Below are 16,147 nucleotides of genomic sequence, written 5' to 3' on the forward strand. Positions count from 1 at the left end.
GGCCGGTCCGGCCCCCGTTTTTCGTTCGGAGGAGAGCCTCAACGTGAAGAGCCTGTCTGAGTTCCTGTCCCGGTTCCCGGAGGTTGTGGAGGAGCGCGGGGAGTACGGCGTCCCGTGCCCGGCCCACTCCGACCACCGGCCGTCCCTGTTCTTCCGCCTCAAGGAAGACGGTCGACTCCTGGTCCGTTGCTGGGCCGGGTGCACGACGGACGACATCCTGAAGGCTCTTCGCCTGAACCGGTCCGACCTGTTCGACTGGGCGCCGGGGGAGGGAGTGAAGGCTTCCGCCAAGGCCGTGGCCGGTTCTCTGGAGCCGGGGGACCTGGCGGCCCTGGCCATGTACGTGGACGAGACGAACATGGCGTTCCCCGGCGCCCCGGAGGCCGTGAAGTACGTGGCCGATCGGTTCGGCCTGGACATGGAGCGTGCCACGGACCTGGCCCTGGGATTCGACTTCCCGGGGAGCCCGTCGCGGTTCAAGTACCGCTCCGTGGGGTTCCAGCGGTTCCCCCGCCTGGTGGTGCCCATGAACGATTTCAACGGCCGCCCGCGGGGCCTCCAGGGCCGGGATCTGACCGGGGAGTGCCCGGCACGGTGGATGTCCTTGATGAACCCGGAGGGTTCCGCCTGGTCGAAGTACGGCTACATCCCGTCGTCGTCCGGCTATGACACCGTGCTGGTCACGGAGGGCCCGGGGGACGGCCTGACCGGAGCGGCCATGGGGTACGGCGTGGTGATGGTCCGCGGCGCGTCCCTGGCGGGGAACCCGGAGATGGTGAAGGAGCTGGTGGCCGGGCTGGCCGGCAAAGACGTGGTCATGGCCGGGGACCCTGACTCCGCCGGGGAAGGCTTCAACTCCGCGTTGGCGGACGCCCTGGTCCGTGAAGGCATCCAGGTCCGGGCCCTCCAGTTCCCGAACCCGAAGGATGACCTGACCGCCTGGCGCGCGAAGGACCCGGAGGCGTTCCCGGGGGAGCTTCACGCGGCCGTCCGGCGGGCCCCGCTTCACATCGTGGACCCCCAGCCGGAGGCGCGGAACACTGTTCCGGAGCCGGAGCCGGAGGCGGCCCCGCATCTCCCCCTGACCGACCTGGGCAACGCCGAGAGGCTGTTCCGCCAACTGGGCGGCCACGTACGGATGGTGCCGGGCGCCGGGGTCTTCAAGTGGACGGGCCGGCACTGGACCCAGGTCCCAACGGAAGCCCTGTACGCCGACGTTCGCGCCGTCGTACGGGACATGTGGGATGAGCCCGGTCACGACGGGGAGAAGCTGAGCAAGCACATAGCCCGGTCCCAGGACGCGAACAAGGTGAAGGGCATGGTGGAGATGCTGTCCAGCATCCCCGGCGTGTACGCGACCGTGGACCAGTTCGACGCTGTCCCGTACCTCCTGTCGTTCCGGAACGCCGTGGTGGACCTTCGAGACGGCCAGCACCGGGAGCACCGGCCGGAGGACATGAACACGTTCTTCATCGACGTGGATTACAACCCCACGGCAACGGCTCCGCGTTGGAACCGCTTCCTGGCGGAGTGCCACCCGCATGCGTCGGAGATGCCGGGCTTCCTCCAGATGCTCACGGGCTACGGGATCACCGGGTACGGCGTGGAGCGCTGCTTCATCATGCACGTGGGCCCGACCACGAACGGAAAGACCACGTTCACGGCCGCCCTGGAGGACGTGTTCCAGGCGGCCACGAAGCGGGCCGACGCGTCCCTGTTCCAGCGCCGGAAAGAGTCCGGCGGACCACGTGCGGACGTGGTCGGGCTCCGGGGGAAGCGGCTGGTCATCTCTTCGGAGTGGCCCGCGAACATGCCCCTGGACCAGGCCCTGATGAAGGCCACGACCGGCGACCAGTCCATTACGGCGCGCGGCGTGTACGCGAAGACGGAGATCACGTTCCGTCCCGTGTGCTTGATCCAGGTCGACACGAACTATGTGCCCGACGTGGACGCGACGGACGCCGCTCTTTGGCAGCGGGTCAGGGTCGTGCCGTGGAACGAAGATTTCCGTGGTCGCGAAGACCGGCATCTCCAGGCGACGCTCCGCCGGGAGCGGGAGGGCATCGTGGCGTGGGCCGTGGCCGGTGCCGTGGAGTGGTACCGGGAGTACCAGGCGGGCCGGGGGCTGGTCTTCCCGGACGCCGTGGAGAAGCGCACGGCGCACTACCGGGACAGCTCCCACCCCCTGTCCGGCTTCGTCGGGGAGGAGTACGAAGTGGCTCCCGGCGGCTTCGTCGTCAAGGCCGACACATGGGCCCGGTACCAGACCTGGGCGGAGGAGTGCGGGATCCGCCACAAGATGACCCGCAACAAGTTCTATGACGCCGTCCGGACCTTCCCCGGCGTTGTGGAGGGCCAGGACCAGGGAGGCCGTCGTGGCTTCCGGAACCTCCAGGACGTGAAGGCCGTGTCACGGTCCCCACAGAACGGCGGTGAGTCGGACATCTTCGGCCAGCCGAAGTAAGGCAGGTGTGAGAGGGGTCGTCCCATTCGGGGCGGCCCCTTTCGTCGTTTCCGGCTCTCCGTCGATGTGAGGAGAGCGCGCGATGCGTGTGTATCGAGAGACCCTGGGCGGCCGTCCGTGGACCGGCTACGCCCTGGAGACCGTGGAGGACATAGGGACGGCCTGGCGGTGGCTGAAGGAGCACCAGCCGCGTTCGCTGGCCATCGACACGGAGACCCAGGGCCTTCGGACGTTCAGCGGGGACGGCCTCCGGTGCGTCCAGTTTGGGACGGCGGACACGGCCTTCCTGGTCCCGACGGAACGCGGGCCGGCATTCCGCCAGTTCGCGGCCGACGTGCTCCGGAAGGTGCCCGAAGTCGTGGCCCACAACTGGGCATTCGACCTGTTGGTGTTGGACGAACACCTTGGCGTGAAGGTGGAGGAGCTGGCACCGAAGTGCCGGGACACGAAAATCCTGGCCCACCTGTGCGACTCCCGCCAGGACTACGAAGGCGGCGTTGGCATCTCCCTGAAGCCCCTGTCCGCCTGGTACATCGACCCGTCGGCCCCGGACACCCAGGCTGGACTCACGGCCGTGTTCCGATCGTTGGGCTTCACGAAGGCCACCGGCTGGCGTGGCATCCCGTACGAGAACGAGACGTACCAGCGGTACGGGCTCCTGGACGTGATCCTGGTGGCCCGGCTCCGGCCCATCCTGGAGCAAGAGCTGGAGCGGCACAGCATCCCGGCCACGCTCGTGGACTACGAACACCGGCTCATGGCCATCTGTGTCCGCATGGAGCGGCGCGGCATGCTCCTGGACGTGCCGTACACGGAGGGCCTGGTTCACCGGCTGGCCGACGACGCGGAGCGGTACGCCGACGTGGCGGGCCGGTACGGCGTCGACAACGTCAACAGTGACCGCCAGGTGGTCGGAGCCTTGGAGGGCATGGGGGAGAGCTGGGAGGAGAAGACAGACGGCGGGGCCCCGTCGGTGGCGAAGGAAGTGCTTCTCCCGATGGCCGACCTGAACGCGAGATGGGAGCGGCTGGACGTGCGTCGACCCAATCCCTTGGCGGACGCCGTGCTCCGCTCGAAGCGTGCCGGCAAGTGGAGGAAGTCGTACGCCCTGGCCATGCTGGAGAACCGGGACGGCTTCGACAGGATCCACCCGCGGATCAACACTTTGGGCGCGAAGACGGCCCGCGCGTCGGTGTCGGACCCACCGCTCCAGCAACTCCCCTCGAAGGGCTGGGAGATCCGCCGGAGCATTGTGGCGGAGCCGGGGAACGTGTACTTCAGCGTGGACCAGTCGTCGGTGGAGCTGGTCGTCCTGGCTGCCTTGTCGGGCGACGCCTCCATGTGTGACGCCGTGCGCTCCGGCCGGAACCTCCACGACTACACGGCCACGCTGATGTTCGGGGAGGGCTTCACTCCGTACCAGCGTGGCCTGGCGAAGGTCGGTGGCCTGGGCGTGTCGTACCAGGGAGGGCCGCGGACCCTGTCGAAGATGACGGGCCTTCCGGAGTCGGAGATGCGGGACACCATGAACCGGTACCTCCGGTCGTACCCGACGCTCCGGCCGTGGTTCAAGGGACTTCAGCGCCAGGCCCTGGCGAACGGCTGTGAGATCCGCACGCCGTCCGGCCGTCGGCTCATCCTGGACCGGGACAAGCTGTACAAGGCCGTGGCGTACATCTGTCAGTCGACGGCCCGGGACACGATGGGCCAGGCCCTGTTGGACCTGGAGGACAACGGCCTTACCCAGTACCTGAATCTCTGGGTGCATGACGAAGTGCTGGGCACGGCCCCGGCGTCGGAGGCGGCCGACGTGGCCCAGGCCGTTGCGGAGACGGTCCAGATGGAGCTGTACGGCGTTCCCATCGGCACCGACGCGGATGTGTACGGCCGGAGTTGGGCGAATGGGTACAAGCTCCCGACCGAATGGGAAGTGAGCTAGGTCACATTGGGGGTTCCCCCGTTCACCAGGTGGACGCTTCGGCGGACTGGTAGCGGGCGGGACCCCCTTTGACATGGGCGAACGCGGAACCGGATCTTCCGCTGTTACGGGCCGGTGACACGCGCGGGTTCACATGTGGTGATTCCGTGAACTTGTAACCCTCGCGTGTTCATGTTCTCATGTGTTTGAACGTTGAAGTATCAACGTCGGGCGTCAGGAACAGGGGGGCCGATGCACATGCAACAGGACGCCGAACCCGGCTGGTTATCCCGCTCCGGAGCGGCGTAGGAAGCCCTTACGCTCCAGTCTCACTAGCCCCACACCCGCCCACGTGACCACGCGTGAGGCGCCGGACGGGCAATCAACTCCCTAGTACCTCATTGAGGACCAACACGCGCTGAACGGCGCCGTGGCGATACCCCACGTCCTCTTTCGCTCCGCATCACCCCGGAACAGTGTTCCGACCCCCGACCCGGCCACCAGTCCGCCCATTGATTCGAACACTTGTCCGAATCTGGGGGCTGTCACGGCCCCCACAGAACGCGGATGCCGGGCCTTCTGCCCGCCCGCCGCCCGGCCGCTCTGGCTCGGGCCACTCCCAAGGAGCACGCCTTGACCGCGATCACCCCTGCCCAGATTCAGGCCGCCCAGGATGGCGAGGCCACGGCGAAGGGCCTGGTTTACGAAGCGGTTCGTCCCCTTCTCCGGTCCATAGCCGGGGAGTTCGCGGGCAACCCGGTGGAGGCGGAGGAGCTGGAGCAGGAAGCCGCGCTCTCCCTGTTCGTCCACCTGGACGGATACAAGGTCGGCTCCCGCGCGTCCCTGACTACCTATCTCCACCCCCGCGTCCGCCAGGACGTGCGGAACTCCTCCTTCTCCTCCCGTGCTACCGGCGCCCTTGATGGCGACTCGTACGCGGAGTTCGCCCGTGCGGCCGGGAAGGTCCACCAGGAGATCCGGGAGGAGCGCAACGCGGGCGGAGACATCGTCCGGGACGGCGCCGTGTACGACCGGATCAAGAACCGGCTTATGACCCTGCCTGGGAATCACGCGTGGTCGGAGGAGCGCTTCCTGGCGGCCCACGAACTCATCCACCAGGGGACCCAGTCCATGGAGGACGAGAACGAAGACGGGGACGAGTTCGGCGCGTCCGTGGTGGACACGGTCGGGCTGGGCAACCCGGAGGCCGTCGTGGACGACTCCGCATCCCAGGCCAAGGCTCTCAGGGCGGAGAAGCGGAGCCTGGTCCGTGAACTCCTGGCGACTCTGCCGGAGCGCCAGGCGGCCGTCCTGGTCTTCTCCTTCGGCATCGGCCAGGCCCCGGGCGTCTTCGTTGCCGGTCTCTTGGAGGAGTCCCTTCCGGAGGGCGCCCGCCAGATCGCTGGCGCGAAGGCGCCGGGCCACATGAGCCTGACCCCGGGCCAGGTGACCGACCAGGACATAGCCGAACTCCTGGGCACCACGCGGGCCAACGTCCGCCAGATGCGGAAGCGCGCCCTTGCGGCCCTGGCTGTCCAGGTGGCCGGCATGGAGTACCCGGCGTCCGCGGGCCAGGCCCGGGTGTCCCGCGATGAACAGGCCCTTCTGGACGCCATCGCGGCCAACGACGAAGGCACGTACACCCGGTTCATGGACGGGAAGGGCGGCGTGGACGTGGAGTTCCACGTCATCAACGACGAAGGCGACCGGGTGGGCGTGTACCTGGCCCTGTCCCGCGCGGTGGAGATTGGCGCCCTGGAGGGCCAGGCCGTGGAGCGTGTCGTCCCGGAGACTCCGGAGGCGTACCGGTACGGCCGCCTGTTCGGCCGGGCGGCTGCCCAGCACGTCCCGGCGGACCGCCTGTATGTGGCGGGCCACGGCATCGTCCAGGGCGTGGACCAGGGCGCCGGAGTGGTGGAGCTGGTCGTCCGCGCGGTGGAGCCCGTGAACCCGGAGGCGGGCGTGGACTACACGGCCCCGCTGTGGGCGGTGGGCCCGCTGGAGCGCGTCGACTTCCTGGGCCGTCGCGCCCAGGCCGACCGGATCTGAGTGTCACAGCCCCCACAGACATCGGGTGGGCCGGGGAGACCGGCCCACCCGAACAAGAGGAGAGCGCCGTGGAGTACACCGTCCAGACGCGCCGACTGGCCGCCGACACATACGAGTTCGTGACCCGGAACGGCGCCGGGGAGACCGTGTCCACGGTCCTGATGGACCAGACGAAGGCCATCGCACTGGGTCTCATCAGCCGGTGACCCAGGAGTCCCGGCGGGAGCGGGTGGCGAGTAGGCCCAGGCGGCCGAAGCCCCCGCTTCCCCGGGCCCCGCGCCCAGCACGCCCCGCACCGTACGACCGGGACGCCGTCCTGGCCCGCTGGTCCGGCTGTGCCTACTGCGCCGGGCCCGCTGAAGAGCTTGACCACGTCCACCCCGTCTCGCGCGGGGGCCGGGACGTGGAGTCCAACCTGGTCGGTTGCTGCCGCTCATGCAACGCAGCGAAGGCCGACCTTCCCCTGAACGTCTGGGCCGTCACGGCCCCCACAGAAGCCGAGTGAGCCGGACCGCCCGGCACGGAGGAGAGCCCGTCATGAGCAAGCGCATTTTCCCCAGCCTGGACGGCCTGGACGCCGGAGAGCGTCCCGTCCTGGGCATCCGTGAGACCCACGACCTGGCGGACCTTCGCGTTCCCCTGGGCAACGGCTTCACGTACGACGACCAGGCCCCGGCGGCCGGTATCGCGTCGCTCTTCGACTCGTACGACGACTGACCCAACACCCCAAGAGGAGTAGCGCAGTGACGTTCAAACAGTCCCGTGAAGTACGCGCCGACATCACCGGCACCACCGGCCGGGTCCGCGCCTGGACGACCGACCGTGAGGCCGACTCCGTGAGCCTGGCCGTCGTCGGAGACCGGTGCGTCATGTCATCCGCCGACGCCCGCGCGCTGGCGAAGTGGCTGGAGGAACAGGCCGACGCGTACGACCGCCGGCACAGCATCCGGACCGCCAGTCGTCCCACGTCGTCCCGCAACCCTGTCTGGAGCTGACCGTGAACCACGACCACCAGGTGTACCTGGATGACCTGGACGGCGAAGCGGAACTCTCCGTCCACGACAACGGCGACGAGTTCGTGACGGTCATCATCGCGGGCCCCGACGGGGAAGAGCCTGTGGACATCCTCCTGGCGCCGGAGACTGCCAGGCAGGTGGCACGGGCCATCACCCTGGCGTCCTTCGAGGCGGAGGGGACCGACACGTCCGCCCTGGCGGCCCTGACCGCCGACCTGGCGGAGGAAGACGACGCCGACGGATACGACGAAGACGAACCGATTCCGTACGCGACCGTGGAGGACCGGGCCACCTGGTACACCCAGGCGAAGCACATAGCCCACTGCCGTGCGACAGCGTCTGACGTGCTGGAACTGGCCAGGTACCTGGCTGGCGAGTGACCGTGTGGGGCCTGCCTTCGGGTGGGCCCCTTCGTCGTTGGCGGAACACTGTTCCTGGAGATGAACACGCTAGGGTCATCTTCTGCTACGGTGGAGCCTCCACCGGATAGCCCGGTGGGCAGGGAGGGGAAACACCATGGACATCAAGCTGGTTCACGAAGACGGTCGGGTCTGGGCCTCCACGCACAGCGGCTTCACGTTCCACGCCTTCCGCATCAACGAGGACGGCCAGGCCGTGGCCCTGTGCCGGAAGAACATCCGGCCGCGCACGTTCGCGATCATCAACGATGCGTACTTCACCCTGGAGAAGACCCACGACTTCGCGCTGACCGTCCGGTGTGACCGGTGCCAGGACAAGCTGGCCGCCCTGGAGGCCCCGAAGGTGAGCCAGGAGTGGACGAAGAAGGAGCTTCGCGCGGCTGCCGATGAGTTCGCGGCCACGGCCGTCACGTCCGCTGAAGTCCCGGCGGCGGAGCCGGTCCAGGAGTCGGCCCCGGCGCTGTCGGCGGTGAAGCTGACCGCCACTTACGAGGGGCGCACCTACACCCGTACGTCGAAGCGCCCCTACACGCACGTAGTGATTGCGCGGAAGCCCAGCACGGGGGAGCTGGTGGCGGCCCGCTGGTCGGCCGGTGAGGCCAGCGCCGGCAAGCCGCTTGCCTATGGCTGGGAGTCGGTCCGGGTGGCCACGGTCCCTTGCTACGTGGAGGCCCCGGCGGGGGAGCGGAGAGAGTAGCCGGGCGCACGTAGGCCCCTTCCTGGGCATCCAGGAGGGGGCCGTTTGTGTTTGGGCGTACGCGCTTATGCGGGGAAGTCCCCCGCCTGTACGCCGGTAACGAAGGCGGACCACGCTGCCGGCTCGAACATCAGGGCCGGACCGTTGGGGTCCTTACTGTCCCGGACGGGAACGGCGCCGTGGGCGCATGCATGCGCCGGGGACCACTCCACACAGTTGCCGCCTTCTGCGCTGCTGTAGCTCGACTTGACCCACTGGGTCGGACCGATGTTCACGACAGTGTCTCCATCTGCTTAACGATCAGGCGCGCGCTGTCCCGTGCCGAAAGTGCGTCGCTCGTTAGTTCATCGTAGGTACGAAGCGCTGTCCGCACGTCGTCAGGCTCCTCCACAATACCGGCGGTCCGGTAACTCTCCACGCAGACAGTGACCGTGTGACTCGGTGAGGTCAGGAGAGTCACGGGCCAGTCGCTGAACAGATGCGCTGGCGCGTCCAGCGGGAGAATCTGGATGCGGACGGTCGGACGTTCTCCGGCTTCCAGCAAGGCCGCGAGTTGTCGACGCATGATGTCCGGCGGGCAGAACCGACGCCGAAGAACCGACTCACAGAGCACCACACGGATGTCCGGGGGAGCCTCCCCGTCCAGAATGGCCTGGCGGATCAGCCGGTTGGCGGTGAACGCCGCCACTTCCTCGTCCCCCGCCAGTGGGGCACCCCCCTTGAACAAGAACCGCGCGTAGTCGGCCGTCTGGAACAACCCAGGAACGATGGTTGGGGACCACTCACGGATCACCACGGCAGTACGTTCCAGGGCCATGCGCTGCCGGTACAACGACGGGAACGACCGCGCAACGACATCTTCGTAAAGGCGCTTGAACTTCCCATCCGTACAAAAGACCTGGTCCAGAAGGGGCGGAAGATCCGGGGGGATGGGCCCCTTACACGTCTCCACGCGCGAAATTGTGCTCTTGGACGTTCGGGTCAACTTCGCTAGCTGGGTCTGGTTTAGAGGCCCGTCCGGGTGCAGCTCTCGCGCGCTCCGGCACTCTTCGGCGAACTCCCGGCGCGGGTCGTCTGCGCCCTGTGAGCCCCCCGTTGCGCCCCCATCAATGTCCATATCTCCCCCTGACCATTGACCTGGTCACGTGCGGTCGTGGCGTCGTTTTCGCCGGTCAACGGCATACGCATATGCCAGCCTGACCAACGCCCAGATCGGGCGCGGAATCTCCCCTCACAGTACCGATTTCTACCCCACTCTTGTCACCAACCAGCCGCACACAGTGAGGGGTTCGGATGACTGAGCGATCAGCTTCAGCGTCCACCGGTGACCTGGCGGAGCTGGGAGTGGCCAGCGCTGAAGGCGACTCCGGGCAGCCGGGGCCGGACACCGTGACGTTCGCTCCGTGGATTCCGCTTCCCGCCGGCATTCCGCGGGGCCCGTACACCCGACCGAACCGTGAACTCCTGAAGCGGCACGTTGCCGGACTGGAGCGGATGCGTGATGAGTCGGAGTGAGAAGCGGCTGGCGGGCCCGGTGTTGGCCGCCCCGAAGCTGGAGCCCGTCCCTGTTCCGGGGTGCGACGTGTGCGGACCCTGCGGCCAGGAGCGGGAGGTGGCCCGCCGGGCGGGCCGTTCACTGGAGGTCCGGAGCCTGAACGGCGTGATCGCGGGCCACCCCCACGGAAGGGAGGTACGGACATGATCGAGACGACGGCACCACCGGAGTTCTACCAGTCGCCCAGACAGATCAGGGTCGGGAGCGTCGTCTTCGACCGGGACGCCGACATGGTGGCCGTGGTTCGAGACGTGCGGGGCCTAATGGTCGACCTGGAACGGCCCACGGGCCTTACCTGGGACGTTGCGTACGGCCGTCTGCGACCGGGCACGGAGCGCGAAGGTCGACAGCTCCAGGCCCTGGCGAAGCTCCAGCGCGCACGGATGCGGGGTATGCCGTGACCTGCACGAAGTGCGTGGGCCTGGAACGGGAGTTGGAGGCGGCCGAAAGGGCTGGTGACCAGACCCGGGCCGTGGACTGTCGGGTCCTGCTCCGGCGCCATCCGCAACACGACGAAGTACCGGTGGAGACCGGTGCGCGTGCCCGGAAGGGAGGTGGCGCGAAGTGAGTAGGCCGCTGGGCGCACGCAAGCCGCGGGGCGATATGAAGCCGACCAGCGCCGTGGCGAAGGACGACCGGAACGCGGGCAAGCAACGCGCGGAACAGGTCGACCTGTTGGACCGGATGCGGGAGCGCATCCACGGCAAGCCGGATGCCGGCTAGCCCCAGACTCCGCCCCCTTGTCGGATGCCCATTCCGGCGTCCCCCGCGTTGTTGAGTGATCCCGATAGGGGGGCGGGCAAGGCCCCGGGCGCCTGTCCCACGGACAGCGGCAGTCGGCCGGGTAAACAATCACCGAGAGAGCACATGGAGGAACAGTGATCACGATCCTTTCGAACGACGGTGGCGACAAGGTCCCGGGTGACCCCGGCCCGCAGGCCCCCCCGATCCCGGATGGTGGTCCCGGTATCCCCAACCCGCCCAAGGTTGCCTGACCCGCTGACCACCGACGCACACATGCACGCCCCAGCCTTGGAAACTCAAGAGGAGGAATCGTGAACGCAGCCCTTTGGAATGACGGTGGCGACAAGCTCCCCGGCGAGCCGTACCCCGGCCCGCACCCGGCACCGTCTCCCGACGGTGGCCCGGGTCAGCCGAACCCGCCCAAGGCCGCCTGAGTGATGGCCAATGCACACAAGGAGCGTCCCAGCCTTGACGGGCTGGGGCGCGTCCTCATGTCTTCGGGGGCCCTCTCCTCCGACTGGGCCCCCTCGTACGCGGCCGTTCCCCGCTCCACCGTGTTGCCGGACCTCATGTGGCCGTTCGACATGGAGGCCGGCCGGAGCGTGGCCGTCTCCAAAGCGGAAGACCCGGCCAAGTGGCAGGAGTTCGCGGATTCAGACGTACCGATCGTCACCCAGTGGGACGACGGGGAGCACACCGGCACCGAACCGGGCCACGTCCCCACCAGCTCCGCGTCCATGCCTTCGGTCGTTTTCCGGATGCTCCAAGATCTGGACCTCCAGCCCGGCCACAAGGTCCTGGAGATCGGCACCGCCACAGCCTGGAATGCGTTGCTCATGGCCCATCGTGCGGGGCCGGGGTGCGTGACCACGGTGGAGGTGGACCGGGCGGTGGCCACGGCCGCCATGGCCACGGTGGAGCGGCTGGGGGTCCCCCTCCACGTCGTTCACGGCGACGGGTTCCAGGGCTACCTGGACGGGGCGCCGTATGACCGGGTCATTGCCACGTGTGGCCTCCGGTCCATCCCGTTCGCGTGGGTGGAGCAGTGCCGGCCCGGTGGCATCATCGTGGCCCCGTGGGGGACGGACTACAGCAACGGCGACGCGGTAGCGCGCTTGGTCGTGGCACCGGACGGAGAGAGCGCGTCCGGCAGGTTCACCGGCCCCGTGGAGTTCATGAAGCTCCGTTCCCAGCGGCTTTCGCCGGTGGTCCATAAGGAATACGTCACGGGCAGCGTGGCCGAGGGTGACGAGTCGTCCACGACCATCACGGAAGGGGAGTTTGTCGGGGGGCAATTCGGCCCGGAGCGGTTCGCCCTGGGCCTTCGCGTCCCGCAGTGCTGGCACTACGTGGCGGAGGAGAGCGACGGCGCCCGGCCGGTGTGGTTCTACAGCCTCAGTGACCGGTCCTGGGCCTGTTGCATGTTCCGCGACGGGAAGGCGGCGCGCGTCTGGCAATCCGGCCCCCGTCGGTTGTGGGACGAAGCGGAGGCAGCGTTCCAGTGGTGGGACGGCCATGGCCGCCCGGACCAATTGCGGTTCGGTCTGACCGTGACCGCCAAGGGCGAAAGGGCGTGGCTGGACGATCCGGCCAACTCCTGGACCCTGTGAGACCGGCCCCGTCCGTGCGTGACCCCCGTGGCGCATGGGCGGGGCCATTGCCATGTCCGCTTGACGTGGCCGGGCGGCCAACGGCCGGAAGCGGAAACGACGAAGGGCCCACCCCTCCGAAGAGAGATGGGCCCTTGACAGGGTGGGACGACCGCCGGTCGGTCAGGCGGCCACGATGCCCAGACGCTCCAGGTCACGACGGCCGGTCCGGGCGGACACGCCGACGTACTCCCCGTACGTGGTGCCGTTCACGTCCTGGCCAGTGCCGGTCAGGTAGTCCACGGCCGCCTGGATGTCCGCCAGGGTCCGGCCACGGGAGGCGGACGACCGCTTCAGCGGCTTGTCCATGTCCACGACGTTGTCCGGCTGGCCGGTCTCCTCCTTGACCACGTCGTCCAAGGTGGCCGGTGGCGTGACCGGCACGACCGGGGTGGCCACGGGCATGGCCGGGGGAGTGTCCACCTTGGCCACGTCGATGGCCACCGGCTCCGGGGCGGCCCCGGTCACCCGCTCCTCCCTGACCACCAGGACGTGAACCTGGCGCATCAGGGCACCGAAGGCCAACAGTGCGGCGGACGGCGGGACGGCTGCCACGACGTAGTCCAGGACGGCCGCACCGGTGCCGACTCCGGCCACGTTCAGCGCGATGGAGCCGAGCGACCCAACGACGGTAAGGCCGATGGCCCACCAGTCGGTCACCTTCCGGATGGCGGCCCGGAACATCAGGATCTCTCCAGCGACGATGAACAGGTCTAGGGTGGCGGGCCAGGCCCACCGGCGGGCCTCCGACGTGGCCAGCCCGTGCTCCCCGGCCACGGCCGCCAGGTGCGCGTACGACAGCCAAAACGCGGCCGACGTAAGCGCGATGATGACCACGGCGCCCGCATACAGGGCGATCTTCTCCGCGCGGAAGCTGGGCAGGGCGACGGAAGCGGACATGGGTGTCTCCTCAAAAGTGTGTGGTGGGGAAGATCAGGCAGCGACGCGACGGGCACGAAGCGCGGCGCGGATGCCGGCGGCGTGCGCCTGGACGGTCGGGTCCGGCGCGGAGTCGGTGCCCAGGGCCACCAGATCCGGGTGGGGGACGACCCCGGCGCACGTGGCGCAGATGCCGGAGGACTGACCGGCCGGGAGCGGATTACGGCATGTGCCGCAATCGGCGAACTCCGACCAGGCGCGACGGGGCGCCGGGAGCTTCCGGGTCAGGCGGTCGGCCACCAACTTGGAGGCGGAGTACACCTTGACCGGGAGCCCCTGGACCACGGCGTCCGTAAGGTCCGTGACCGTGGCGCCGTTCTCCAGCCATTGGGCGGCCAGCGGGACCAGCTCCTGGACCGCGCGGTCCGACAGCTTCAGGCGGCCATCGACGGACACAAGGCGGGCCAGGATGCGGGCCGCTTCCGTTCTGTGGGGGCCGTGACTGTCCTTCAGATCTCCCTCCCGGACGACCGGAGCGACCGGCGCCGGTGCCGCTTCAACGGCGGGGGAGGGGGAGGGATTTGCAGGAGTCTTAGAGACAAGATCCTTAACTCCCGAAGGGAGCGTTCCCGCGTTGCCGACGGCGGGAGTACCGGTTCCCGGGGATGCGGGAAGCGGTGAAGCGTCGGTCTGGGGAGTGTCAAAGACGAACGTCTCCGTACGGACCCGGCCCGTCTCCGGGTCGCGGACGTTCCGCCGGACGTAGTACCCGGCATCCACCAACTCCTGGACGGCGTTGGCGACTCCACGACGGCCCACACCCGGGTTTCGGTCGGCCAGGGTGCGCACGTCTTCGCGGGCACCGTTCGGGAGGGACAGCAGATGGCCCAGGATGCCCCGGGCGGTGAAGGAGAGACGACGGTCCCGGAGGACGCCGTTAGACATCACGGTGAAGTTCGCGGCGTGCGCGGTACGGTTGATCTGCATTGGGAGGCTTCAGCTCCTGGTGCCCAGGCCCTGGGGACGTTGGCGCGTCCCTGGGGCCGTTCTTTTTGCTGGTCAGCCCTGGTTCCGGCCCTATTGGGGTGGTGTCCGGGTATCCTGGGCGACGCTCTCCCTCAACATCCCCGACTTCACCCGCTTCGGCGCCGGACAGCGCGCCCAGATCTGGGGCCAGAGCCTCGGACTGCCCACCACCATGACCGCCTTCGCGCTGCTGTCCGTCTTCGTCACCTCCGGCTCGCAGGCCGTCTACGGCGCCCCGATCTGGGACCCGGTCGCCCTGGCCGGCAAGACCGACAACGTCTTCGGGCTGCTCTTCGCGCTGGTCACCGTCCTGATCGCGACGATCTCGGTGAACATCGCCGCGAACGTCGTCTCGCCCGCCTACGACCTCGCCCATCTCGCCCCGAAACACGTCACCTTCCGACGGGGCGCGCTGATCACCGGTGTCGTGGGCGTCGTCATCCTCCCCTGGAAGCTGACCGCCACCCCGGAGCTGTATATCTTCCTGTGGCTCGGTGTGGTCGGCGGACTTCTCGGCACCGTCGCCGGCATCCTCATCGCCGACTACTGGATCGTCCGCCGCACCCGGCTCGACCTCCCCGGCCTCTACCGGCCCGGCGGCCCCTACTGGTACCGGGGCGGCTGGAACTGGCGCGCCGTCGCCGCCTTCGCCATCGGCGGAGTGCTCGCCGTCGGCGGCTCCTACTCCCGCCCGGGCAAGGGCCCGTTCCCCGCCGACGGGCTGATCCCCGCCCTCAAACCGTTCGCCGACTACGGCTGGGCGGTGGGCCTGGCCGTAGCGCTGCTCCTCTACACGCTGCTGATGCTGCCGACCCGGCGCCCGCGCGAGATCTGACGCCGACCCGGCGCCCGGCCGCCGCGTGGGGACGCACCGCGGCCGGCCCGGCTCAGCCGAGTCCGGCCAGCAGCCGGGGCAGTGCGGTGCCGATCGGCTCGCGGACCACCTCGTCGGCGATCCGGTCGTACGGTGTCGGCTCGGCGTTCACGATGATCAGCCGGGCGCCGTGGTCGGCGGCCACCCCGGCGAGCGCGGCGGCCGGGTGCACCTGAAGAGAGGTGCCGACCGCGAGGAAGATCTCCGCCGCCTTCGCCACGCCCAGCGCCGCGCCGAGCACCTGCGGATCGAGGCGTTCCCCGAACATCACCGTCGCCGACTTCAGGATGCCGCCGCACACCAGGCACGCGGGGTCCGGATCGCCCTCGGCCACCCGCGCCAGCGCCTCCTCCATCGAGGACCGGGCGTGGCAGCGGGTGCAGGTGACCGCGCGCGCCGTGCCGTGCAGTTCCAGGACCTTGCGCTCGGGCATCCCGGCGAGCTGGTGCAGCCCGTCCACGTTCTGGGTGAGGACGCGCACCGGCGTCCCCGACCGCGCGAGCCGCGCCACCGCCTCGTGCGCGGCGTTGGGCCGAGCACGGAAGACCGGACTCTCCCGCCGCATCCGCCACGAGCGGCGGCGGATCTCCGGGTCGGCCATGTACGTGTCGTACGTGACGAGCTTCTCGGCCTCCGGGTCGCGCCGCCACAGACCCTGGGGGCCTCGGTAGTCCGGGATTCCCGAGTCGGTGGAGATCCCGGCGCCGCTCAGCAGCGCGACGAGGGGGCGGCGGGACGGCCCGTCCGGGGACGGCTGGTCGGGAGTCGGAGAGGTGCCGGTCATGGCGCGAGCGTACGTACGGGGGCGGTGGTGGGCGAGGGATTTACGGGAGGGGCGTGAAGCGGGAGGGGCGTGA

Annotated in this window: 18 protein-coding genes and 1 pseudogene; 14 read left to right on the plus strand and 5 right to left on the minus strand. The window is 69.0% G+C overall.

Features of this window, described 5'->3' with window-relative positions:
* Positions 1–43 precede the first annotated feature (43 nt).
* The 9 genes from ACZ45Z_RS00325 to ACZ45Z_RS00365 all read left to right on the plus strand — a co-directional run bounded on the left by ACZ45Z_RS00325 (position 44) and on the right by ACZ45Z_RS00365 (position 8,563).
* Positions 44–2,464: a phage/plasmid primase, P4 family gene (locus tag ACZ45Z_RS00325; RefSeq protein WP_468353857.1), complete on the plus strand. Its 2,421-nt coding sequence runs from the start codon at positions 44–46 to the stop codon at positions 2,462–2,464.
* 82 nt (positions 2,465–2,546) lie between these two features.
* Complete coding sequence (locus ACZ45Z_RS00330; protein WP_468353859.1) at positions 2,547–4,403, plus strand: DNA polymerase; 1,857 nt, start codon at positions 2,547–2,549, stop codon at positions 4,401–4,403.
* A 612-nt stretch (positions 4,404–5,015) separates the two neighbouring features.
* Positions 5,016–6,431, plus strand: coding sequence for a sigma-70 family RNA polymerase sigma factor (locus ACZ45Z_RS00335; RefSeq protein ID WP_468353861.1), 1,416 nt, complete (start codon positions 5,016–5,018; stop codon positions 6,429–6,431).
* Positions 6,432–6,499: 68 nt separating this feature from the next.
* A complete protein-coding gene (locus ACZ45Z_RS00340; protein WP_468353863.1) occupies positions 6,500–6,637 on the plus strand; it encodes a hypothetical protein in 138 nt (45 codons plus the stop codon).
* Positions 6,638–6,660: 23 nt separating this feature from the next.
* Positions 6,661–6,936 (plus strand): HNH endonuclease, encoded by a 276-nt coding sequence (locus tag ACZ45Z_RS00345; protein WP_468355483.1) that lies wholly within the window; start codon positions 6,661–6,663, stop codon positions 6,934–6,936.
* Between the two features lie 32 nt (positions 6,937–6,968).
* On the plus strand, positions 6,969–7,148 hold the full coding sequence (locus tag ACZ45Z_RS00350; RefSeq protein ID WP_468353865.1) for a hypothetical protein: 180 nt from the start codon (positions 6,969–6,971) through the stop codon (positions 7,146–7,148).
* A gap of 26 nt (positions 7,149–7,174) precedes the next feature.
* Entirely contained in the window at positions 7,175–7,426 is a 252-nt protein-coding gene (locus tag ACZ45Z_RS00355) for a hypothetical protein (protein WP_468353867.1), read from the plus strand.
* Between the two features lie 2 nt (positions 7,427–7,428).
* Positions 7,429–7,827 (plus strand): hypothetical protein, encoded by a 399-nt coding sequence (locus ACZ45Z_RS00360; RefSeq protein ID WP_468353869.1) that lies wholly within the window; start codon positions 7,429–7,431, stop codon positions 7,825–7,827.
* A gap of 136 nt (positions 7,828–7,963) precedes the next feature.
* Positions 7,964–8,563 carry a hypothetical protein gene (locus tag ACZ45Z_RS00365; protein WP_468353871.1) on the plus strand — a complete coding sequence of 200 codons (600 nt, stop codon included), beginning with the start codon at positions 7,964–7,966 and terminating at the stop codon, positions 8,561–8,563.
* Positions 8,564–8,628: 65 nt separating this feature from the next.
* On the opposite strand, the gene ACZ45Z_RS00370 is transcribed toward ACZ45Z_RS00365, so the two are convergent.
* Entirely contained in the window at positions 8,629–8,838 is a 210-nt protein-coding gene (locus ACZ45Z_RS00370) for a DUF397 domain-containing protein (RefSeq protein WP_468353873.1), read from the minus strand.
* The gene (locus ACZ45Z_RS00375; RefSeq protein ID WP_468353875.1) at positions 8,835–9,515 is read right to left on the minus strand and encodes a DUF5753 domain-containing protein; all 681 of its coding nucleotides are present in this window, start codon (positions 9,513–9,515) and stop codon (positions 8,835–8,837) included. The genes ACZ45Z_RS00370 and ACZ45Z_RS00375 overlap by 4 nt, the downstream gene beginning before the upstream one ends.
* 746 nt (positions 9,516–10,261) lie before the next feature.
* Here ACZ45Z_RS00375 and ACZ45Z_RS00380 point away from each other — a divergent pair.
* The 4 genes from ACZ45Z_RS00380 (at position 10,262) to ACZ45Z_RS00395 (ending at position 12,472) form a co-directional block, all read left to right on the plus strand.
* Positions 10,262–10,519: a hypothetical protein gene (locus ACZ45Z_RS00380; RefSeq protein ID WP_468353877.1), complete on the plus strand. Its 258-nt coding sequence runs from the start codon at positions 10,262–10,264 to the stop codon at positions 10,517–10,519.
* A 163-nt stretch (positions 10,520–10,682) separates the two neighbouring features.
* Positions 10,683–10,841, plus strand: coding sequence for a hypothetical protein (locus ACZ45Z_RS00385; RefSeq protein ID WP_468353879.1), 159 nt, complete (start codon positions 10,683–10,685; stop codon positions 10,839–10,841).
* A 332-nt stretch (positions 10,842–11,173) separates the two neighbouring features.
* Positions 11,174–11,296: a hypothetical protein gene (locus ACZ45Z_RS00390; RefSeq protein WP_468353881.1), complete on the plus strand. Its 123-nt coding sequence runs from the start codon at positions 11,174–11,176 to the stop codon at positions 11,294–11,296.
* Between the two features lie 3 nt (positions 11,297–11,299).
* A complete protein-coding gene (locus tag ACZ45Z_RS00395; protein WP_468353883.1) occupies positions 11,300–12,472 on the plus strand; it encodes a methyltransferase domain-containing protein in 1,173 nt (390 codons plus the stop codon).
* 162 nt (positions 12,473–12,634) lie between these two features.
* On the opposite strand, the gene ACZ45Z_RS00400 is transcribed toward ACZ45Z_RS00395, so the two are convergent.
* Both ACZ45Z_RS00400 and ACZ45Z_RS00405 read right to left on the minus strand, forming a co-directional pair.
* A complete protein-coding gene (locus ACZ45Z_RS00400; protein WP_468353885.1) occupies positions 12,635–13,411 on the minus strand; it encodes a DUF2637 domain-containing protein in 777 nt (258 codons plus the stop codon).
* Between the two features lie 33 nt (positions 13,412–13,444).
* Complete coding sequence (locus ACZ45Z_RS00405) at positions 13,445–14,377, minus strand: hypothetical protein (RefSeq protein ID WP_468353887.1); 933 nt, start codon at positions 14,375–14,377, stop codon at positions 13,445–13,447.
* Positions 14,378–14,486: 109 nt separating this feature from the next.
* Here ACZ45Z_RS00405 and ACZ45Z_RS00410 point away from each other — a divergent pair.
* Positions 14,487–15,251, plus strand: a pseudogene (locus ACZ45Z_RS00410) (cytosine permease); the annotation flags it as partial.
* Between the two features lie 52 nt (positions 15,252–15,303).
* Here ACZ45Z_RS00410 and ACZ45Z_RS00415 read toward each other — a convergent pair.
* Entirely contained in the window at positions 15,304–16,074 is a 771-nt protein-coding gene (locus ACZ45Z_RS00415; RefSeq protein ID WP_468353889.1) for an SIR2 family NAD-dependent protein deacylase, read from the minus strand.
* Between the last annotated feature and the right edge of the window lie 73 nt (positions 16,075–16,147).

The organism is Streptomyces sp. NPDC031210 (assembly GCF_055570395.1).

What these genes read in the sequence shown, in the direction of transcription:
- ACZ45Z_RS00330 (WP_468353859.1), top strand. Translation starts at nt 2,547, where the DNA reads ATGCGTGTGTATCGAGAGACCCTGGGCGGCCGTCCGTGGACCGGCTAC.
- ACZ45Z_RS00415 (WP_468353889.1), bottom strand. Translation starts at nt 16,074, where the DNA reads ATGACCGGCACCTCTCCGACTCCCGACCAGCCGTCCCCGGACGGGCCG.
- ACZ45Z_RS00395 (WP_468353883.1), top strand. Translation starts at nt 11,300, where the DNA reads ATGGCCAATGCACACAAGGAGCGTCCCAGCCTTGACGGGCTGGGGCGC.
- ACZ45Z_RS00380 (WP_468353877.1), top strand. Translation starts at nt 10,262, where the DNA reads ATGATCGAGACGACGGCACCACCGGAGTTCTACCAGTCGCCCAGACAG.
- ACZ45Z_RS00400 (WP_468353885.1), bottom strand. Translation starts at nt 13,411, where the DNA reads ATGTCCGCTTCCGTCGCCCTGCCCAGCTTCCGCGCGGAGAAGATCGCC.
- ACZ45Z_RS00405 (WP_468353887.1), bottom strand. Translation starts at nt 14,377, where the DNA reads ATGCAGATCAACCGTACCGCGCACGCCGCGAACTTCACCGTGATGTCT.
- ACZ45Z_RS00350 (WP_468353865.1), top strand. Translation starts at nt 6,969, where the DNA reads ATGAGCAAGCGCATTTTCCCCAGCCTGGACGGCCTGGACGCCGGAGAG.
- ACZ45Z_RS00365 (WP_468353871.1), top strand. Translation starts at nt 7,964, where the DNA reads ATGGACATCAAGCTGGTTCACGAAGACGGTCGGGTCTGGGCCTCCACG.